At 73.6% G+C, this 17,688-nt stretch carries 18 protein-coding genes; 10 read left to right on the forward strand and 8 right to left on the reverse strand.

The features are described from left to right. Positions 1 to 2,127, forward strand: coding sequence for an iron ABC transporter permease (locus ACH47X_RS17555; protein ID WP_397405814.1), 2,127 nt, complete (start codon positions 1 to 3; stop codon positions 2,125 to 2,127). Between the two features lie 85 nt (positions 2,128 to 2,212). Further along, on the forward strand, positions 2,213 to 3,094 hold the full coding sequence (locus ACH47X_RS17560; RefSeq protein ID WP_397405815.1) for an LLM class F420-dependent oxidoreductase: 882 nt from the start codon (positions 2,213 to 2,215) through the stop codon (positions 3,092 to 3,094). A 35-nt stretch (positions 3,095 to 3,129) separates the two neighbouring features. Here ACH47X_RS17560 and ACH47X_RS17565 read toward each other — a convergent pair whose 3' ends face one another. Then, complete coding sequence (locus ACH47X_RS17565; protein WP_142036088.1) at positions 3,130 to 3,801, reverse strand: ANTAR domain-containing protein; 672 nt, start codon at positions 3,799 to 3,801, stop codon at positions 3,130 to 3,132. Between the two features lie 140 nt (positions 3,802 to 3,941). Next, positions 3,942 to 4,799, reverse strand: coding sequence for a UbiA family prenyltransferase (locus ACH47X_RS17570; RefSeq protein WP_397405816.1), 858 nt, complete (start codon positions 4,797 to 4,799; stop codon positions 3,942 to 3,944). Positions 4,800 to 4,866: 67 nt separating this feature from the next. On the opposite strand from ACH47X_RS17570, the gene ACH47X_RS17575 reads away from it, so the two are divergent. The 7 genes from ACH47X_RS17575 to ACH47X_RS17605 all read left to right on the forward strand — a co-directional run bounded on the left by ACH47X_RS17575 (position 4,867) and on the right by ACH47X_RS17605 (position 10,819). Next, positions 4,867 to 5,955, forward strand: coding sequence for a type III polyketide synthase (locus ACH47X_RS17575; protein ID WP_397405817.1), 1,089 nt, complete (start codon positions 4,867 to 4,869; stop codon positions 5,953 to 5,955). Position 5,956: 1 nt separating this feature from the next. After that, positions 5,957 to 6,484 (forward strand): isoprenylcysteine carboxyl methyltransferase family protein, encoded by a 528-nt coding sequence (locus ACH47X_RS17580; protein WP_397405818.1) that lies wholly within the window; start codon positions 5,957 to 5,959, stop codon positions 6,482 to 6,484. Between the two features lie 5 nt (positions 6,485 to 6,489). After that, positions 6,490 to 7,611, forward strand: coding sequence for an NAD(P)/FAD-dependent oxidoreductase (locus ACH47X_RS17585; RefSeq protein ID WP_397405819.1), 1,122 nt, complete (start codon positions 6,490 to 6,492; stop codon positions 7,609 to 7,611). A 106-nt stretch (positions 7,612 to 7,717) separates the two neighbouring features. Then, positions 7,718 to 8,248 (forward strand): histidine kinase, encoded by a 531-nt coding sequence (locus ACH47X_RS17590; RefSeq protein WP_397405820.1) that lies wholly within the window; start codon positions 7,718 to 7,720, stop codon positions 8,246 to 8,248. A gap of 96 nt (positions 8,249 to 8,344) precedes the next feature. Beyond that, positions 8,345 to 9,184: a DUF4097 family beta strand repeat-containing protein gene (locus tag ACH47X_RS17595; protein ID WP_397405821.1), complete on the forward strand. Its 840-nt coding sequence runs from the start codon at positions 8,345 to 8,347 to the stop codon at positions 9,182 to 9,184. Positions 9,185 to 9,236: 52 nt separating this feature from the next. Beyond that, on the forward strand, positions 9,237 to 10,058 hold the full coding sequence (locus tag ACH47X_RS17600) for an ABC transporter ATP-binding protein (protein ID WP_397405822.1): 822 nt from the start codon (positions 9,237 to 9,239) through the stop codon (positions 10,056 to 10,058). Next, positions 10,055 to 10,819: an ABC transporter permease gene (locus ACH47X_RS17605; RefSeq protein WP_020014845.1), complete on the forward strand. Its 765-nt coding sequence runs from the start codon at positions 10,055 to 10,057 to the stop codon at positions 10,817 to 10,819. The genes ACH47X_RS17600 and ACH47X_RS17605 overlap by 4 nt, the downstream gene beginning before the upstream one ends. Positions 10,820 to 10,894: 75 nt before the next feature. On the opposite strand, the gene ACH47X_RS17610 is transcribed toward ACH47X_RS17605, so the two are convergent. After that, on the reverse strand, positions 10,895 to 11,614 hold the full coding sequence (locus ACH47X_RS17610) for an ABC transporter permease (protein WP_142036066.1): 720 nt from the start codon (positions 11,612 to 11,614) through the stop codon (positions 10,895 to 10,897). Between the two features lie 31 nt (positions 11,615 to 11,645). Then, the gene (locus ACH47X_RS17615; RefSeq protein ID WP_397405823.1) at positions 11,646 to 12,554 is read right to left on the reverse strand and encodes an ABC transporter ATP-binding protein; all 909 of its coding nucleotides are present in this window, start codon (positions 12,552 to 12,554) and stop codon (positions 11,646 to 11,648) included. A gap of 163 nt (positions 12,555 to 12,717) precedes the next feature. Between ACH47X_RS17615 and ACH47X_RS17620 the strand changes: the two genes are divergently transcribed. Continuing rightward, complete coding sequence (locus ACH47X_RS17620) at positions 12,718 to 13,905, forward strand: sensor histidine kinase (protein WP_397405824.1); 1,188 nt, start codon at positions 12,718 to 12,720, stop codon at positions 13,903 to 13,905. Here the strand turns inward: ACH47X_RS17620 and ACH47X_RS17625 are convergent. From ACH47X_RS17625 to ACH47X_RS17640, 4 genes are all read right to left on the reverse strand, one after another. Continuing rightward, complete coding sequence (locus ACH47X_RS17625) at positions 13,865 to 15,025, reverse strand: GDSL-type esterase/lipase family protein (protein WP_397405825.1); 1,161 nt, start codon at positions 15,023 to 15,025, stop codon at positions 13,865 to 13,867. The two genes, ACH47X_RS17620 and ACH47X_RS17625, sit on opposite strands and share 41 nt — an antisense overlap. Before the next feature lie 14 nt (positions 15,026 to 15,039). Continuing rightward, entirely contained in the window at positions 15,040 to 15,630 is a 591-nt protein-coding gene (locus ACH47X_RS17630) for a TetR/AcrR family transcriptional regulator (protein WP_397405826.1), read from the reverse strand. A 36-nt stretch (positions 15,631 to 15,666) separates the two neighbouring features. Continuing rightward, complete coding sequence (locus ACH47X_RS17635; protein ID WP_397405827.1) at positions 15,667 to 16,704, reverse strand: DUF418 domain-containing protein; 1,038 nt, start codon at positions 16,702 to 16,704, stop codon at positions 15,667 to 15,669. Positions 16,705 to 16,956: 252 nt separating this feature from the next. Next, entirely contained in the window at positions 16,957 to 17,457 is a 501-nt protein-coding gene (locus tag ACH47X_RS17640) for a peptidase inhibitor family I36 protein (RefSeq protein WP_397405828.1), read from the reverse strand. Positions 17,458 to 17,688: the final 231 nt, after the last annotated feature.

The following is a 17,688-nucleotide window of genomic DNA, read 5'->3' on the forward strand; positions in this document are numbered from 1 at the left end:
ATGACCGCCACGCAGTCGCCGTCCATGACGGACACCCTGCCCCAGGCCCCCGCGTCGCGCCCCGTCACCTGGGTGACGGGTGGCGCGGCGCTGGTCGGGCTCGCGCTGGCCGTGCTCGTCGTCGGTGCCTGGCACCTGACGCAGGGCACGTCCGGCGTGGGGACGGGCGACCTGCTGCGCCTGCTCACCGGGCAGGACGCCGGCGACTCGTCGGCGGTCCGCGACATCCTCGTCGGCTCACGCCTGCCGCGCCTCGCGGCGGGCGTGGCCGTCGGGTTCGCGCTCGGCGTCGCCGGCGCGCTCTTCCAGTCCATCGCGCGCAACGCCCTGGCCTCGCCCGACACGCTCGCCGTGACCGCGGGCTCCTACCTGGCGGTCGTGGCCGTGGCCGCGTTCGGCCTCGCCGTGCCCCTGTGGGCCTCCGGCGCCGTGGCCTTCGCGGGCGGCATCGCCGCCGCCGCGCTCGTGCTCGGGCTCGCCGGCGGCGCCGGGTCGTCGTCCACCCGCCTCGTCCTGGCCGGGTCCGCCGTCGCGCTCGCCCTGCAGGCCGCGGCCTCCGCCCTGCTCATCCTGTTCCAGACCGAGACCACCGGCCTGTTCGCCTGGGGCAGCGGCTCGCTGAGCCAGCTCAACCTCACGGCCTTCTGGCGCGCGCTGCCCGTCGTCGTGCTCGCCACCCTCGGCGGCCTGCTCGTCTCCCGGCGCCTGGACGTCCTCGGCCTCGGCGACGACACCGCCGGGGCGCTCGGCGTGCCCGTCCGCTCCACCCGCGCCATCGGTGTGCTGCTCGCAGTGCTGCTCACCGCCGCCGCCGTCACCCTGGCGGGCCCCCTCGGGTTCGTCGGCCTCGCCGCCCCCGTCGTCGCCCGGCTCCTGGCCCGCGTGGTCCCCGCCCTGCACCGGCACGCCATCCTGCTGCCCGCCGCCGGGCTGCTCGGCGCGTTCGTCGTCGTGCTCGCCGACGCCGTCGTCCGCGCCCTGCTCGGTGCCGAGGAGGCGCTCGCCGTCCCCACCGGCGTCGCGACCACGCTCGCCGGCGCCCTGGTCATGGTCATCCTCGCGCGCCGCCTGCGCGACGCCGGACCCTCCCGCCGCCCGCCCGCCGCCGCGGCCGGCCCGCGCAGCACCCGCCGCTTCGTCGTCGTGCTGACCGTGTGCGTCGCTCTCGCCCTCGGCGTGGCGCTGCTCGGCATGCTCGCCGGGTCCACCTGGCTGCGCACCGGGGACATCGCCCTCTGGCTGAACGACCAGGGACCCGCCGTGGTCCGGTTCGCTCTCGACGAGCGCGCGCCCCGCGTGCTGGCCGCCGTCGTCGCAGGGGCGGCGCTGGCCCTGGCCGGCACCACGGTCCAGGCCACCGCCCGCAACCCGCTGGCCGAACCCGGCATCCTCGGGATCACCGGGGGAGCGGGCCTCGGCGCCGTCGTCGTGGTCACCGCCGTGGCCGGCACCGCCTGGGGCAACGGAGTCGCCGCCGGCAACGGCGCCATGCTCGTCGCCGCCGTGGTCGGCGGCCTGCTCGCCTTCGCGGCCGTCTACCTCCTGGCCTGGCGCGGCGGCCTGCACGCCGACCGGCTCGTGCTCATCGGCATCGGCCTCGGCTACCTCACCACCGCGCTGACCACCTTCCTGCTGCTCCGCTCCGACCCCTGGAACACGCCGCGCATCTACACCTGGCTCTCGGGCACCACCTACGGGCGCAGCCTTGAGCAGGTGCTGCCCGTGGTCGTCGTCCTGGCGCTCGCGGTCCCGCTCGCCGTGATCGTGCGGCGCGAGCTCGACCTGCTCGCGCTCGACGACGACACGCCCCGCCTGGTCGGCGTGCGGCTGGAGCGCAGCCGCCTGATCGTGCTCGCCGTGGCCGCCGTGCTCGCCGCGACGAGCGTGACCGCCGTCGGCGTCGTGGGGTTCGTCGGGCTGGTCGCGCCGCACGCCGCCCGCGCCCTGGTGGGCGGCCGGCACGCGCGGGTGCTGCCGGTGGCGATGCTGCTCGGCGCGGTGCTGCTCGGCCTGGCGGACACGCTCGGCCGCACCGTCATCGCACCCGCGCAGCTGCCGGCCGGGCTGGCGGTCGCGCTGCTCGGGGCGCCGTACTTCGTCTGGCTGCTCGCCCGCTCACGGGCGTGACGCCGGCGGGTCGGAGCAGACCTCGTCCTGTGGCAGGTACCGACATTCGCGTCACAGTCTGACAACCGGTGCTAGGGTCGTTCGTATGGATCTTGGGCTGCACTACTACACGTTCACCCACCCGGAGTGGGAGACCACCCTGGCCGATCGCCTCACCGAGACTGCGCAGGTCGCCGACGAGGGCGGCGTCAACCTGCTGACGGTCATGGACCACTGGTTCCAGATGATCGACGCCGGCGGGCCGTACGAGCCCATGCTGGAGGGCTACACCACGCTCGGCTACCTGGCCGGAGTCACCACGAACGTCCGCCTGAGCCTCCTGGTCACGGGCGTCACCTACCGGCACCCGGGCCTGCTGGCCAAGACGGTGTCCACGCTGGACGTGCTCTCGCGCGGGCGCGCGGTGCTGGGCATCGGGGCCGCCTGGTACGACCGCGAGCACGCCGGTCTGGGCGTGCCGTTCCCGTCCACGGCGGAGCGGTTCGAGCGCCTGGAGGAGACCATCCAGGTCTGCCGGCAGATGTGGTCTCAGGACGACGGCGCCTTCGACGGCAAGCACTACCGGCTCGCCGAGACGATCAACCTGCCGCAGCCTCCGCGCGGCACCGTGCCCGTCATGATCGGCGGGGGCGGCGAGCGCAAGACGCTGCGGCTCGTGGCCGAGTACGGGCAGGCGTGCAACCTGTTCGGCGCGGCCGGTGACGAGGCGCTGGGCGTGGTGCGGCACAAGCTCGACGTGCTGCGCGAGCACTGCGACCGGCTCGGCACCGACTACGACGCCATCGAGAAGACGATGCTCTACCAGGGCGACCCCAGGGGGGACGTCGACGCGTTCCTCGCCGACATGGAGCGGTACCGGGCGCTCGGGATCAGCCTGGTGAGCCTCATGCCGACGCCGTACGAGAACCCCGTCCCGTGGGCGACCGGCCTGGTCGAGAAGGTCGTGCCCCGGCTGAGCGAGGTCTGACCGGTCGGGGGCGGCGCGGCGCCTGGGCGTCCCGTTCAGGCGCCGGGCTGCTCCTCGGGCGAGGGTGCGTCGGTGACGACCAGGGCGCGCAGGATGGTCTCGGCCACGTCGCGCTGCGTCACGTTGCGGTTCTTGGAGGCGGACTCGATGATTCGCCTCGCCTCGCTCTCACTGGTGTCGTTGGAGTGCATGACGGCCCCGACGGCGCGTTCGACGGCGGCGGCGTCGGAGAGCTGGCGGTAGAGGCCCGCGGTGGCGTCCTCCAGCTCGGCGAGCTCCAGGTTCAGGGCGACCACGGACGCGGCGAGCTGTGCGTAGCCGTCGGCGGCGGTGAGGAGCTCGTTGTTCCAGGGGTCCGGTGCGCGGGAGTACAGGTTCAGTGCGACGGCGACGTCCTTGTTGACGAAGGCGGGGACCGCGAGCGCGGAGACGAAGCCCTCGCGCAGGGTCTGGGCTCGCCAGGCGTCCCAGCCCGCCGACTCGGCGACGACCGGCACGACCTGGACCGTTCCCAGGTGGATGGAGTCGATGCAGGGTCCGGTCTCGGCCCGGGCCTCCGCCTGGTCGCACCGGGCGGCAGCCACGGTGCTGCTGCCCGCGGCGACCGACACCCCGTGCTCCTGGAAGATGATGCTGGCCTCGAGCCCGGAGCCGAGCACCGTGGCGGCTCGGCGGGCGAGCTCGAAAGGCGTCGTCGATATTCTCATCGTCTCGGTCCCATCTCTGGTGGACCGTGCCGACGCCCGACGGTCGCTGGGTGCCGGCCTGGCCGACCGTGGTCGGGGCGGTCGTGCGACCACGGTACGCGTCCTGCGGTGGGAGCGCGCGAAGGCGGGCCCCGGCCTCGTCAGGGCATGACCGCGAGGTCGCCGGCGGCCAGCCCGAGCAGCGCCACGCACACCACGGCGACGCCCATGCTCAGGCCGAACGGCGCGCGGCTGTGCGGCCGGGCGACGGCCACGACACCGGCCGCGACGGCCAGCACGAACGCGACGGCGCCGCCGGCCCAGGCCGCGGGGGCCGGAGGGCCTGCGGGTCCCGCGACGACGACGCCGACCGCGGCCGCCAGGAGCGCGGGGGCCAGCACGCCGGACACCCGGCGGCCGAGCCGGTGGGGCAGGCCGCGCACGCCGGTGGCGGCGTCGTCCTCCAGGTCGGGCAGGGTGTTGGCGACGTGTGCGCCTGTGCCGAGCAGCGCGGCCGCCACGACCGCCCACGCGGCCGGGACGCGCGGGCCGGGCGCGGCGAGCACGACGAAGACCGCGAGCAGGCCGAACGACAGCGCGTAGGGCAGCCAGGACCAGACGGTCGACTTGAGCCGGGCGTTGTACGCCCACGCCCCGGCCACCGCGAGGAGGTGTGCGGCCCCGGCCACGACGCCGACCGCCAGCGAGGCGACGACGCAGACGGCGAGCGCCGCGAACGCGGCCCAGCGCAGCAGGCGCGCGCTGACGAGCCCCGCCACCACGGGCTTGTCGGCACGGTGCACGGCCAGGTCGCGGGGCGCGTCGATCCAGTCGTTGGACCAGCCGACGGAGAGCTGGCCGGCGCCGACCGCCACCGTGACCAGCGCGGCGGCGGCCGCGCCCGAGCCGAGAGCCGCGGAGAGCGCGCAGGCCAGGCCGGTCACGACCAGGGCCGGTGCGGTGTGGCTCGCGAGCACGAGTCCGCGGGCCAGGCGGCGTGCGTCGGAGCCGGTCGTCATGGGCGGCACGCTAGTCCGGGTGCGTCCTCCCCGCGCGGGTGGGCGCGTCGTGGGTCACGATGCTGAGATGTCGCGTGTCGTGTCGGTCGAGGCTGTGCTGCCTCGCCACGCGTACGCCCAGGAGACGATCACCGCGGCCGTGGCGCCGCTGGTGGCGCGGGACCCGGCCCGGGCCGCGGTGCTGCGCCGGCTGCACCGGGGCGCCGGGGTGGTCGAGCGGCACCTGGTGCTGCCGCTGGAGGAGTACGCGGGGCTGCGGTCGATGGGCGCGACCAACGCGGTCTTCGTCCGGGAGGGCACTCTGCTGGCCGAGGAGGCGTGCCGGCGGGCGCTGGCCGCGGCCGGGGTCGAGCCGGTGGAGGTCGACCACGTGTTCGCGACGTCGGTGACGGGGGTGGCGGCGCCGTCGCTCGACGTGCTGCTGTCCGAGCGGCTGGGCCTGCGCGGGGATGTGCGGCGCACGCCGTCGTTCGGCCTGGGTTGTGCGGGCGGCGCGGGCGGGCTCGCACGTGTGCACGACCACCTGCTGGGCCACCCGGGCGACGTGTCGCTGCTGGTCGCGGTCGAGCTGTGCTCGCTGACCCTGCAGCACGGTGACGACTCGGCGGCGAACATGGTGGCGTCCGGGCTGTTCGGCGACGGCGCGGCGGCCGTCGTCGTCGCCGGCGCCGACCATCCGCTGGCGCGGGCGGGCGCGGTGGGCCCGGGGCGCACCGCCCGGGTGGTGGACACGCGCTCGGCGCTGTACCCCGGCACCACGGACGCCCTGGGCTGGGAGGTCCGGGACACGGGGTTCGCGATCGTGCTCTCCGCCGACCTGCCGGACCTGCTGGGTGCGCACCTGCTCGCGGACGTGAAGGGCCTGCTCGCCGAGCACGGCCTGACTCCGGCGGACGTGCCCGCCTGGGTGGTGCACGCGGGCGGGCCGCGCGTGATCGACGCCGTGCGGGACGCCCTGGGGCTGGCCGAGGACGACGTCCGGGAGAGCCGGGCGAGCCTCGCGGGCGCGGGCAACCTGTCGTCCGTGTCCGTGCTCGACGTGCTGGCCCGCACCCTCGACGGTTCCACCACCCCGGCGGGTTCGCCGGCCGTGCTCATGGCGTTCGGTCCGGGCGTCTCGTGCGAGCTGGTGCTGCTGCGCCTGGAAGGAGGCTGACGTGCTCGGGTTCTACGTCGCCCTCGTGGCCGCCACCGGGGTCGAGCGCCTCGCCGAGCTGGTGGTCTCCGCGCGGAACGCCCGGTGGTCGTCTCAGCGGGGCGGCATCGAGTCCGGCCGGGGACACTTCCCGGCGATGGTGGCCCTGCACACCGGGCTGCTGGTGGCGTGCGTCGCCGAGGCCGTGCTCGCCGGCCGGCCGTTCCTGCCGTGGCTCGGCTGGCCGATGCTCGTGCTCGTGCTCGCCAGCCAGGCCCTGCGCTGGTGGTGCGTGGCGACGCTCGGGCCCCGGTGGAACACCCGCATCATCGTCGTGCCGGGGCTGCCCCTGGTCTCCGGCGGCCCCTACCGGTGGATGCGCCACCCCAACTACGTGGCAGTGGTGGTCGAGGGCGTCGCGCTCCCGCTGGTGCACACCTGCTGGGTGACGGCGCTCGCGTTCACGGTGCTGAACGCGGTGCTGCTGGCCCGGTTCCGCATCCCGGCCGAGGAGCGGGCGCTCCGCGAGGCCGTGCCCAGGACCCGGTGAGCGAGATGGGCGGGCGCACGGACACCGACGTCCTGGTGGTGGGCGCCGGACCGGTCGGCCTGGCCGTGGCCACCCGCGCACGGGCGGCCGGGCTCGACGTGCTGGTCGTGGACCGGCGGGCCGGCACCCTCGACAAGGCCTGCGGCGAGGGCCTGCTCCCGGGGGCGCTGCGGTCCGTGCGGGAGCTCGGCGCCGACCCTCCTGGCCACCCGCTGACGGGCATCAGCTACCGGGCGCCCGGCCGGAACGCCGACCACAGGTTCGTGGCCGGGCCCGGCCGGGGCGTACGGCGTACCACGTTGCACGCCGCGCTGCGGGCGCGCGCCGCCGAGGTCGGCGCCGACTTCGTCCACGCCCGGGTCACGGCCCTGCGGCAGGACGCCGCGGGTGTCGACGTCGAGCTGGTGCCCCGGGGCGGCGCGGGTGACGGCGTCGGCGACGTGACGGACGCCGACGACCGGCGCCCCGGTACGCTGCGGGCGCGCTGGGTGCTCGGGTGCGACGGCCTGCACTCCACGGTGCGCCGGCTCGCGGGGCTGGACGTGCGCCCCGGGTGGAACGGCGATCGTCCGTCGCACAGGCGGTACGGTCTGCGCCGGCACTTCCTGGTCGCGCCGTGGACCGACCTCGTCGAGGTGCACTGGTCGCCGCACGCCGAGGCCTACGTGACGCCGGTCGCCCCCGACGTCGTCGGCGTGGCCCTGCTCGCTCCGCGCGCGGTGTCCGCGGCGGGCTTCGACACGCTGCTGCGCACGCAGTTCCCCGAGCTCGCCGCCCGGGTGGGGGCCGCGCAGGCCGGTCCGCTGCTCGGCGCGGGTCCGCTGCGGCGCCGGTCGCAGCGCCGCACGGCCGGCCGGGTGCGGCTCGTGGGCGACGCGTCGGGCTACGTCGACGCCCTCACGGGGGAGGGCGTGCGGGTGGGCCTCGCCCAGGCCGCCGCCGCCGTCCGGCACCTGGACGACCCCGCCGCGTACGAGCGCGCATGGCGCACGGCGACACGCGACTACCGCGCGCTCACCACGGGGCTCGTCGCCTGGGCGTCGAGCCCGGCACGCGGCGCCATCGTGCCTGCCGCGGTGCGGCTGCCGCGGCTCTACGGCGCGGTCGTGGAGCGGCTGGCCCGCTGAGCGGGGGCGCCACGGGAACCCCGCGGCGACACCGTGACATCACTCTGGTGTCATTGGTGATGCCAAAGGGCTTGCGGTGACACCATGACGGTGTCATAGTGGTGCCATGGACCTGAACCGATACGCAGACGAACTGCAGCGCCAGCTCGCCACGGCCGCTGCCGCCGGCGGTGACGACGCCCGCGAGCTCGCCGCGCGGCTGACCGCTCCGCTCGACGCCGCCGCGCGCCTCGTCCTGCTCAACGCGCTCTCCGACGCCGCGGGGGAGATCTCCGCCGAGCTCGCCCCGGGCTCGGTGGACGTCCGCCTGCGCGGCGGCTCTCCGGAGTTCGTCGTCACCGTCCCCGCTGCCCCCGCGCCCGCCGCTGAACCGGCCGCCGCCGCGTCCCCGCAGGCCCCCGCGCCGGCGCCCGCCCCGGTGGACGGCGAGGCGGGTGCGACCACCCGGACCACCCTGCGCCTGCCCGACCACCTCAAGACGCAGGCCGAGACGGCCGCCGCGCGCGACGGCGTCTCCGTCAACACCTGGCTGGTGCGGGCGGTGGCCGCCGCGATCGAGCGGCCCGCCGCCCGTCCCGCCGCGCCGCCCGGCACCGAGCAGCGTGCCAACAGCCGCGTGACCGGCTGGGTGCGCTGACCGCTCGCCGCGGCACCACCCGTCGGGGCACCTGACACCACGCCGACACCAAACCCCTCTTCTCTCCCGCCGTACCCACCACCTTGGAGCCTTGCCATGCCCACTTTCCCCGCCCCCCACCCCGTCCCCGTGGTCGTGGACGTGCCGTTCGGCAACCTGCACGTGGTCGCCGCCGAGCGGGACGACGTCGTCGTCACCGTCCTGCCCACCGACAAGAAGTCCGGCAGCGTGCGCGCCGCCGAGGAGATCCGCGTCGAGCGCGACGGCGACGCGGTCACCATCACCTACCCGAACTCGTGGAAGCAGTACGTGCTGCCGTTCGCGGCCGGCACCGCCGACATCACCGTCGAGGTGCCCACCGGCTCCGAGCTGCGCGGCAAGACCGGCTCGCTGTACGCCGAGGGCTTCCTCGGCGCCGTCGACATGACGCTCTCGGCCGGCAACGCCAGCGTGGAGGACGCCGGCCGGATCGCCCTGAAGGCGTCCGCGGGGTCCGTCACCGTCCGCCGCGCCGACGGCCCCACCGACATCAAGGTGAGCGCCGGCTCGGTGCGCGTCGACGAGGTCGCCGGGGACACCACGATCCGCGCGAGCAACGGGACCACCACCGTCGGCTCCGTGACCGGCACCCTCCACGTGCAGGGCGCGCACGCCGAGATCCTGGTCAGCCAGGTGCGCGGCACCGTCACCGTGAAGTCCGCGCACGCCGGCATCCGGGTCAACAACCTGGAGTCCGGCAGCGCCACGCTCACCACCTCCTACGGCTCGATCGAGGTGGGCGTGCCCGAGGGGGTGGCCGCCTACCTCGACGTCGCCTCCGAGCACGGCAGCGTCCGCAACCACCTGACCCCCACCGAGGGACCGGTCGAGAACGAGTCGACGGCCGAGGTCCACGCCAGCACCGGCTACGGCGACATCATCGTCCGCCGCCCGTGATCCCAGCACACCAGATTCCAGAGCACCAGACCCCAGAGAAGGAGAGCTGGACATGACCACCGAACAGGCCCCCGCCATCCACGTGCAGGGCATCGAGAAGTCGTTCAAGGACCTGCACGTGCTGCGCGGAGTCGACTTCGACGTGACGCCCGGCAGCATCTTCGCCCTGCTCGGCTCCAACGGCGCCGGCAAGACGACGCTCGTGCGGATCCTCTCCACGCTGCTCAGGGCCGACGCGGGCACCGCGACGGTGCACGGCTACGACGTCGCCGCCAGGCCGGGCGACGTGCGCGAGTCGATCAGCCTGACCGGGCAGTTCGCCGCCGTCGACGAGATCCTCACGGGCCGGGAGAACCTCGTGCTCGTGGCGAGGCTGCGGCACCTGCCCGACCCCGGCGCCGTCGCCGACGACCTGCTGGCGCGGTTCTCGCTGACCGACGCGGGCGGCCGCCGGGCCGGCACCTACTCGGGCGGCATGCGGCGCCGGCTGGACATCGCGATGAGCCTGATCGGCAACCCGCCGATCATCTTCCTCGACGAGCCCACCACCGGGCTGGACCCGCAGGCCCGCATCGAGGTCTGGCAGACCGTCAAGCAGCTCGCGCAGGGCGGCACCACCGTGCTGCTCACCACGCAGTACCTCGACGAGGCGGAGCAGCTCGCCGACCGGATCGCGATCCTGCACAAGGGCACCATCATCCAGAACGGCACCCTGGCCGAGCTCAAGGCGCTGCTGCCGCCCGCCAAGGTCGAGTACGTGGAGAAGCAGCCCTCCCTCGAGGACGTGTTCCTCACCCTGGTCGGCGAGCCCGACCCCGCCGAGCAGACCACCGAGACCAGCGCCGCCGCCGCGGCAGGAAAGGAATCACGATGACTTCCCACGTGCTGAGCGACACCGGTGTGCTCACCGGCCGCTCGCTGCGCCACATCCTGCGCAGCCCCGACACCATCATCACCACGGCCGTGACCCCGATCGCGCTGATGCTGCTGTTCGTCTACGTGCTCGGCGGTGCGATCAACACCGGCACCGGCGAGTCGTACGTCAACTACATGCTGCCGGGCATCCTGCTGATCACCATCGCGTCCGGCATCGCCTACACGGCCTACCGGCTGTTCCTGGACATGCAGGGCGGCATCTTCGAGCGCTTCCAGTCCATGCCGATCGCCCGGTCGAGCGTGCTGTGGGGGCACGTGCTCACGTCGCTCGTGGCCAACCTGATCTCGGTCGCGATCGTCATCGGCGTCGCGCTCCTGATGGGCTTCCGCACCGGGGCCTCGCTGCTGGACTGGCTCGCCGTGGCCGGCATCCTGGTCCTGTTCACCCTCGCCCTGACCTGGCTCGCCGTGATCGCCGGGCTCTCCGCCAAGACGGTCGACGGCGCCAGCGCGTTCAGCTACCCGCTGATCTTCCTGCCGTTCATCAGCTCGGCGTTCGTGCCCACCTCGACGATGCCCGGCCCGGTCGCCTGGTTCGCGGAGAACCAGCCCGTGACCTCCATCGTCAACACCATCCGGGCGCTTTTCGCCCAGCAGCCCGTCGGCACCGACATCTGGGTGGCGCTGGCCTGGCTGGTGGGCGTGCTCGTGATCGCCTACGTCTTCGCGATCGCGAGCTACCGCCGCAAGGTGAGCTGACCCGCCACGCAGACCGCCCCGCCGTCCGCTCCCGCAAGAGGGCGGACGGCGGGGCGTCCCGCTGTCCGCCCTGAGTCAGTGCCGCGGCTCCCAGCGGAACATGCGCAGGGCGAGCGCGACGGCCACGACGACCCAGGCGAGCGTCGGGGCGAGCAGGACCAACGAGTCGCCGAGCGGGACGCCGCCGTTCCAGGCGTTGACGATCAGCTCGGTGGCGGCGCCCCCGGGCAGCAGCCGCTTGAGCAGTGTGAGGTCCTGGGTGCCGGTGATGCCGACCCAGCTCGTCACGGCGACGACGCCCAGGCTCAGCGGCAGCGAGGTGACCTGCGCGTGCTCGGGGGAGTTGGTGATCCCCGCCGTCGCGAGCCCCAGGGCGAGCATCATCACGAACGTCGCGACGACGCCGAGCACCAGGAGCGGGACATCGGCCGGACCGTCGCTCAGGACGGCGAACACGCCGAGGATCACGCCCACCTGGACCGCGGAGATGACCGTGACCGGCAGCACCAGGCCGGTCAGGATGGACGCGTCGCTCGCCGCGGTGGAGCGCAGCCGCTTGAGGAAGAGGTCCTGGCGGCGGGCCGCCAGCGTGGTCACCGTGGTCGCGTAGAGGCTGAACGCCGCGATCGTGAAGACGATCACCGCCCCGACGTAGCCGAGGCTGCCGATCTGTCCGAACGTCTCCCGGAACCGGATGAAGAAGGCAGCCGCCGCCACCGGCATGATGAGGCTGGTGATCAGCACGGCCCGGTTGCGGAAGATCTGGGTCAGCTCGCTGCGTGCGATGGAGAACATGGCGCGGGTTTCCGTTTCTGCGGTTCGGTGGTCAGGCGGCGGGCACAGCGGGGACGGGCTCGGCGTCGATGGCGCGGAAGACGTCGTCGAGCCGGGTGGGCGCCGCCGACAGGCCGAGCAGCTCGACCTCGTGCGCGTGGGCCCAGTCGAGGAGCTGCTTGAGGTCGGACTGCAGCTCGAACGTCTCGATGAGGTACGACCCGTCCGGACCCGGCCCGGCCTGCACCAGGGGCGCGGGCGCCCCCGGCGGCAGCGAGAACTGGATGGCCGCCGGCAGGGTGCGGGTCAGCTCGGCGACCGTGCCCTCGTGGCGGAACGTGCCGCGGTGCATCAGGCCGATGCGGTCGGCGCGCTGCTGCGCCTCCTCCAGGTAATGGGTGGTCAGCACGACGGTCGAGCCGTCGTGGCGCAGCTGCTCGACGGCGTCCCACAGCGCGTCGCGGGACTGGATGTCCAGGCCGGTGGTGGGCTCGTCCAGGAAGATCAGCTCGGGCCGCCCGTACACGGCCGTGGCGAAGTCCAGCCGCCGCTTCTCGCCGCCCGAGAGCTGGGAGACCCGGGTGCCGGCCTTGCCGGTCAGGTCGACGACGCCCAGCACCCGCTGCTCCGAGTCGGTGCGTCCGCTCAGCCGGCCGATCAGCCGGACCGACTCGGCGACGGTGAGATCGGGGGAGAAGCCGCTCTCCTGCAGCATGATCCCCATGCGGCGCCGCACCGCACGGCGATCGCCCGGGCTCTTGCCCAGCACACGGACCGTGCCCGAGGACGCCTTGCGGTGCCCCTCGACGACCTCCAGGGTCGAGGTCTTGCCCGCGCCGTTGGTGCCCAGCAGCGCGTACAGCTCGCCCTGCTCCACCTGGAACGAGAGGTCCTTGACGGCGTGGAAGTCACCGTAGGTGACGTTCAGCCGGTCGATGTCGATGGCGGGGGTTGTCGTCATGCCCCCAGCACACCCGCCGCGGCCTGTCGCGAACAGTGTGCTGGCGTCAGGTCCTGGGCGTGACATCCGTTGGCCGAACGTGTGACACGGCGTCACTGCTGCGCCGGACCACGGCGAGACCATACTGGGAGGGCCCCTGCCGACCGACGAGACGACCCACCACATGACCGCTGGATCTGCTCGCCCGGCGCTCCGCCGGTTCCCGGCCGCGCCGTGGTCGCCCGACTCGACGCAGGTCTCGCGCCGGCGGTTCCGCGCGCTCAACCTGTCGATGATGCTGCCCCTGCTGGTCGCCGTCGGCGTCCTCCTGCTCGTGCGTCAGGCGCAGACCGTGCTCGACGTCGTCGTCCTGGGGCTGGGCATGGTGGCGGTCGTCGTGGCGTTCGAGCGCTGGACGGTCGGGCAGATCAACCGGGTCGCGCTGCCCTGCCTCCTCGTGGCCGGGGCCGTGTGGCCCTACGGCGTGCTGGTGATCGGTGGCGACCCGCAGGCGGCGTACTACGCGCTCGCGGTCGTCTCCGGCCTGAGCGTGGCGCAGCTCCCGCGCCACCGGGCCGCGGCCGCGGTCGGGATCTCCGCGTACGTCGCCGTCGTCGGCGCGGTGGGCCTGGTCCGCCACCCCGACCCCGGGGTGTCCGAGCTGCTCGCGAGCGTCGTCATCCCGACCGGCGTCACCGTGGTGCTGATCGGCCTGATGTTCCCCAACAAGGGGTTCTACGACGTGATGGCCGAGCTCGAGGAGGCCCGCGAGCGCGACGCCGAGCTCGCGGTCATGCGCGAGCGGATGCGGTTCGCGAGCGACCTGCACGACATCCAGGGCCACACCCTGCACGTGGTCAAGCTGAAGATCGCGCTGGCGCAGAAGCTGGTGCACACCGACACCGCGCGCGTGGAGCAGGAGCTGAGCGAGATGTACGCCCTGGTAGGGGACACGATCGCGCAGACCAAGGAGCTCGCCTACGGGCAGCGCCGGCTCAACCTGTCCGCCGAGCTGGAGAACGCGCGAAACCTCATGGAGGCGGCCGGCATGCGCGTGCGCGTGGACCGGCGCTCCGAGGCCGGCGCCGGGGCGATCGACCTGCTGGCCCAGGTGCTGCGCGAGACGACGACGAACATCCTGCGGCACTCGCGGGCCACACTGGTGCGCATCGAGCTCACCGGGCACGGCATCACCGTGGTGAACGACGGCGTCGCGGACGACACGCTGCCGGAGCTGCGCGGGCTCGCCACCCTCGCCCGCCGGGTGGCGGACGAGGGCGGCGAGCTCACCGTGCGCGTCGAGGACGGGCGGTTCGTGACGGCGGCCGAGTTCACCGCGCCGTCGGCTGCCCGAACGGACCCGCCGGAGTGAAGGCGTGCGCCGCGAACCGTTCGCCGATGATCTGGTGCGTGGCGGTGTCGGGGTGCAGCCCGTCGGGCAGGGGGTGGGCGACGGCGTCGTCCGCGCCGTACAGCGTGGTGCCGTCCAGGTAGTGCAGGTTCGGGTCGGCGCGGTGCTCCACGACGGAGGCGAGCGCGTCGCGGATGACCCGCAGCGTGAGCTTGCCCTGCGCCTGCTCCTCGCTGCGGCCGGTCGCGACGAAGCGCACCTGGTCGGTGCCCAGCGTCTCCGGGTCGACGGCGCCGGGGCCGGGCGTGTCCTCGTGGATGCCGCAGTAGATGGCCGAGACCAGCAGCAGGGGTGTGGTCGGGTGCCCCTCGCGGATCGTGTCGAGGAACCCGTGCACGGCCGGCACGAACGTGCGCAGCCGCATCCCGTCGAGGTTCACGACGTTGATGCCGAGCTTGACGCTGATCAGGTCGGCCGGGGCGTCCCGCAGGGTGCGGGCGACGAACGGGTCGAGCAGGGCGTTGCCGCCGAGCCCGAGGTTGCGCAGGCTGACGTCGCCCAGGCGGGCGGCGACCGCCGGCCAGGTCTGGGTGGGCGTGCTCGCGTTGGACCCGTGGCTGATGGAGCTGCCGTGGTGCAGCCAGACGCGGCGGTCGTCCTGCGGGACCGGGGTCACGGGGGCGTCGGTGCGCAGCTCGATCAGCTCGACGGCCTCGTTGTGCGGCAGCCAGAGCTCGACGCGCTTGTGGCCGTCGGGCAGGCCGTCGAAGGTCGTGGTGTGCGCGGGGCCGGGCCGGAACTCGGTGGCGCCGGTCCGCAGGTCGGACTCGATGACGTCGCCGTCGGCGAGCGGGCTGCTGGCCACGACGGCGCCGTCGACCACCAGGTCGACGCTGCCGCGCGGGCGGTCCGCGCCGCGGTAGGCGAGCCGCGAGGGGTGGGTCACGAGCGCGACGGTGCGCGCCGTCGTCGTGAACCCGACCCGGACGCCGGAGGGCTGGCCCTCCATCATCAGGAGGTGCGGGTCGGGGAACTGGGCGCGCGCCCACTGCGGCAGACGGTGCGGGCGCAGGCCGCGGGGCGTGGTCTCGACCTCGGCGGCCCCGTGCACGAGGGGCGGGGTGAGCGGCGTGCTGAGCATGGTGCGTTCCTTGGTCAGTGCTTGGTGGGCTGGTCCGGGGCGGCGGGCCACGTCCGTAGGAGGGTGTCGAGGGCGACGATCGTCCTGTCCCAGGAGGTCTCCGGGCTGGGCTCGGAGTGGTCGAAGCTGCCGATGCGCTCCAGGGTGAGGTACCCGTTGATGGTGCTGCCGAGCAGGCGGGTGACGTGCACGCGCTCGCCCGGCGGGATGTCGTAGCCGCGCAGGACGGCGTCGGTGAGGGCGACGATCGACAGCGCGGCGTCGGAGGCGACGACGCTGGGGCCGGCCCGGCGCTGGAGCGCCTGCCAGCGGCCCGGCGCCTCGCGGGCGAACGCCCGGTGCGCGCGGGCCAGCCCGTCGAGCGCGGGGAGGCCCGACCGGCCCGCGACCGCCTCGGCGACGCGGGCCGTCAGGTCGGCCAGGGCGACGGCGCTGACGCCGTCCAGCAGTGCGGCGTGGTCGCGCACGTGGGAGTAGAGGCTGGGCGTGCGGACGCCGAGGCGGCGGGCGACCGCCGAGAGCGTGACGGCCTCCAGCCCGCTCTCGTCGGCCAGTGCCGTCGCCTCGGCGATCACCGTGTCCGGGGTCAGGGGTGCGCGGGCCATGCGACCAGCCTACACCCTTTAGGTGTTTGCCTATGGCTATTCTGTCACGGCGACGCGGCGGCGCATGGTTGCCGGCCGCAGCCAGGTCGCCGTGCGCCACAGCCACTCCACGGGCCCGTAGACGAAGTGCCTCAGCCACAGTCGGCTGAGGACCGACTGCACCGCGATCAGCACCACGGCCATGATCACGACGGGCGCCGCGCTGGTCATGTGGCCGAAGTCGACGACGAGCGCGGCCAGCGCCACGACGATCGCCGCGCCCACGTAGTTGGTCAGGGCCATCCGGCCCAGCGGCTCGAAGACCGCGGCGATCACCCGGCGAGCGGGGGTGCGCCACAGCAGGGCCAGGCCCGTGGTGTACAGCACGGCCATGACCAGGCCGGCCACGGAGCCCGCCGTCGAGAAGCGCGGGTCGCCGCCGGGCGTGCTGAGCTGCCAGACCAGGGCCGGCACCGTCAGCACGGCCGCGGCGGCGAACACGATGCCGACCACGCGGCCGGAGGACTCCAGTGCCTTGGGCAGGCCGTAGGCGGTGGCGCCCGCGCCGAGCAGGATGAGGCCCGGCACGGAGGGGAGCCCGCCGCCGAACATCGCGTAGGCCACGATCGTGAGCGCTGCGCCGCCGGCCAGGGTGGCCCAGCGGGGCGCGAACGCCACGACGGGCAGCATCAGCAGGCCCACGACGCCGTACTCGATCAGCACGTTGCCGGGGTAGGCGATCATCAGCAGCCCACCGATGACCGACAGCGCGACGAGGCGCCGCACCAGCACGAGGACCGGCCGCGAGGAGCGGGCGCGGGCGCCGTCGAGCACGATCCAGAGGCTCATGCCGAACAGGAAGACGAAGATGGGCACGAACCGGGTCTGCACGGTCAGGTAGAGCGCATCGAGCACGGGGTCGTCGACGGGGGCGCCGCCCTCCATCACGCGGGCCATGCCGAGCCGGGTGATGTCCACCGCGTTGACCAGCAGGATGCCGAACACGGCGAAACCGCGCAGCGAGTCGATGAACCGCCAGCGCGGCCGGGTGCTTGTCGGGGTAGGGGCCGCGAGGGCCGTGTCGGGTGCGCTCATGACGGCCATCCAAACAAGAGGGAGGTGGTGGCGTCGTCCGACCGCGAGACGATCTTCCCGGTGGGGGAGTAGGGGTGAACCCTGGGTGGCGGCGGGGTGCTGGCCAGGGTGCCTGTTGTGGTGGCGGTTCGGTCGCTGGGTGCTGGCGTGGTACGCGAAGGCCTCCGGTGGTGGATGTGGTTGCTCGACATCTCCACTCCACTACCGGAGGCCTTCGTCGTCGGTTGATCCGGCCGGGCATCGTGGGTCGGTTTATGGATAACCGCCAACGGAATTGTGGGAGACGAATGTGTTGCCGATCAGTATTCCAGGTTCGACCACCCTCGAAATTCCGGTGCAGTTCGAATTCGTCCAAAGGCGTTGTGTGACTGACGTGCGATTCCAGACCGATTTCCTTGCCGAGGCGAGGGGTGCGCAAGACCCAGGCGAGACCGCACCCAATTCGGCGCGAGAACCATTGGCGTTGGTCAGTGTCCACACGCAGATTCTTCCGGGTGTGCAATCGTTCCAATCGGCTGCCCCGCGCGGTGTCGCTGCAGTTGCGTTGACAGCGGGTGCCGTCTGGGCCGCACCTGCGGACGCCCGTGCTGCGGGAGCCATCTCGTCCGTGCTCGCGTCGGAGACGTAGTCGCCGTGTTCGGTGGTGAGGTCTCGGTCGTCGTGCGCCTGCGCCGCCTGGGTTCCGCCAACGACGCAAAGAAGCGACGTCAGTGCACCCAGGAGCGTGACAAACCAGCGCTTCCGGAGTGTCATCTGAATTCCTCCCTGCTCCACGCCGGGTTCACCGGGCACAGTGCCCAGCGCTGCGCGGAACGAGCCGAACCTAAGAGCTGGGCGCCCTGGCCGGCAATATGCTTCGGAAGCAACCGAAACACGCGCGCAGACGTATCAGACGCCGCTCCAAGCGCTCGCCACAGCGACCAATCAGGCAAACTCGCAGACGTCGTCGGCAGCCGGTCTGGTTGTACCTGGTCGAGCACTGGA

The sequence above is a fragment of the Promicromonospora kroppenstedtii genome (assembly GCF_044389675.1).
Lineage (GTDB): Bacteria > Actinomycetota > Actinomycetes > Actinomycetales > Cellulomonadaceae > Promicromonospora > Promicromonospora kroppenstedtii.

What these genes read in the sequence shown, in the direction of transcription:
- ACH47X_RS17555 (WP_397405814.1), top strand. Translation starts at nt 1, where the DNA reads ATGACCGCCACGCAGTCGCCGTCCATGACGGACACCCTGCCCCAGGCC.
- ACH47X_RS17560 (WP_397405815.1), top strand. Translation starts at nt 2,213, where the DNA reads ATGGATCTTGGGCTGCACTACTACACGTTCACCCACCCGGAGTGGGAG.
- ACH47X_RS17565 (WP_142036088.1), bottom strand. Translation starts at nt 3,801, where the DNA reads ATGAGAATATCGACGACGCCTTTCGAGCTCGCCCGCCGAGCCGCCACG.
- ACH47X_RS17570 (WP_397405816.1), bottom strand. Translation starts at nt 4,799, where the DNA reads ATGACGACCGGCTCCGACGCACGCCGCCTGGCCCGCGGACTCGTGCTC.
- ACH47X_RS17575 (WP_397405817.1), top strand. Translation starts at nt 4,867, where the DNA reads ATGTCGCGTGTCGTGTCGGTCGAGGCTGTGCTGCCTCGCCACGCGTAC.
- ACH47X_RS17585 (WP_397405819.1), top strand. Translation starts at nt 6,490, where the DNA reads ATGGGCGGGCGCACGGACACCGACGTCCTGGTGGTGGGCGCCGGACCG.
- ACH47X_RS17590 (WP_397405820.1), top strand. Translation starts at nt 7,718, where the DNA reads ATGGACCTGAACCGATACGCAGACGAACTGCAGCGCCAGCTCGCCACG.
- ACH47X_RS17595 (WP_397405821.1), top strand. Translation starts at nt 8,345, where the DNA reads ATGCCCACTTTCCCCGCCCCCCACCCCGTCCCCGTGGTCGTGGACGTG.
- ACH47X_RS17600 (WP_397405822.1), top strand. Translation starts at nt 9,237, where the DNA reads ATGACCACCGAACAGGCCCCCGCCATCCACGTGCAGGGCATCGAGAAG.
- ACH47X_RS17605 (WP_020014845.1), top strand. Translation starts at nt 10,055, where the DNA reads ATGACTTCCCACGTGCTGAGCGACACCGGTGTGCTCACCGGCCGCTCG.
- ACH47X_RS17610 (WP_142036066.1), bottom strand. Translation starts at nt 11,614, where the DNA reads ATGTTCTCCATCGCACGCAGCGAGCTGACCCAGATCTTCCGCAACCGG.
- ACH47X_RS17615 (WP_397405823.1), bottom strand. Translation starts at nt 12,554, where the DNA reads ATGACGACAACCCCCGCCATCGACATCGACCGGCTGAACGTCACCTAC.
- ACH47X_RS17620 (WP_397405824.1), top strand. Translation starts at nt 12,718, where the DNA reads ATGACCGCTGGATCTGCTCGCCCGGCGCTCCGCCGGTTCCCGGCCGCG.
- ACH47X_RS17625 (WP_397405825.1), bottom strand. Translation starts at nt 15,025, where the DNA reads ATGCTCAGCACGCCGCTCACCCCGCCCCTCGTGCACGGGGCCGCCGAG.
- ACH47X_RS17630 (WP_397405826.1), bottom strand. Translation starts at nt 15,630, where the DNA reads ATGGCCCGCGCACCCCTGACCCCGGACACGGTGATCGCCGAGGCGACG.
- ACH47X_RS17635 (WP_397405827.1), bottom strand. Translation starts at nt 16,704, where the DNA reads ATGAGCGCACCCGACACGGCCCTCGCGGCCCCTACCCCGACAAGCACC.
- ACH47X_RS17640 (WP_397405828.1), bottom strand. Translation starts at nt 17,457, where the DNA reads ATGACACTCCGGAAGCGCTGGTTTGTCACGCTCCTGGGTGCACTGACG.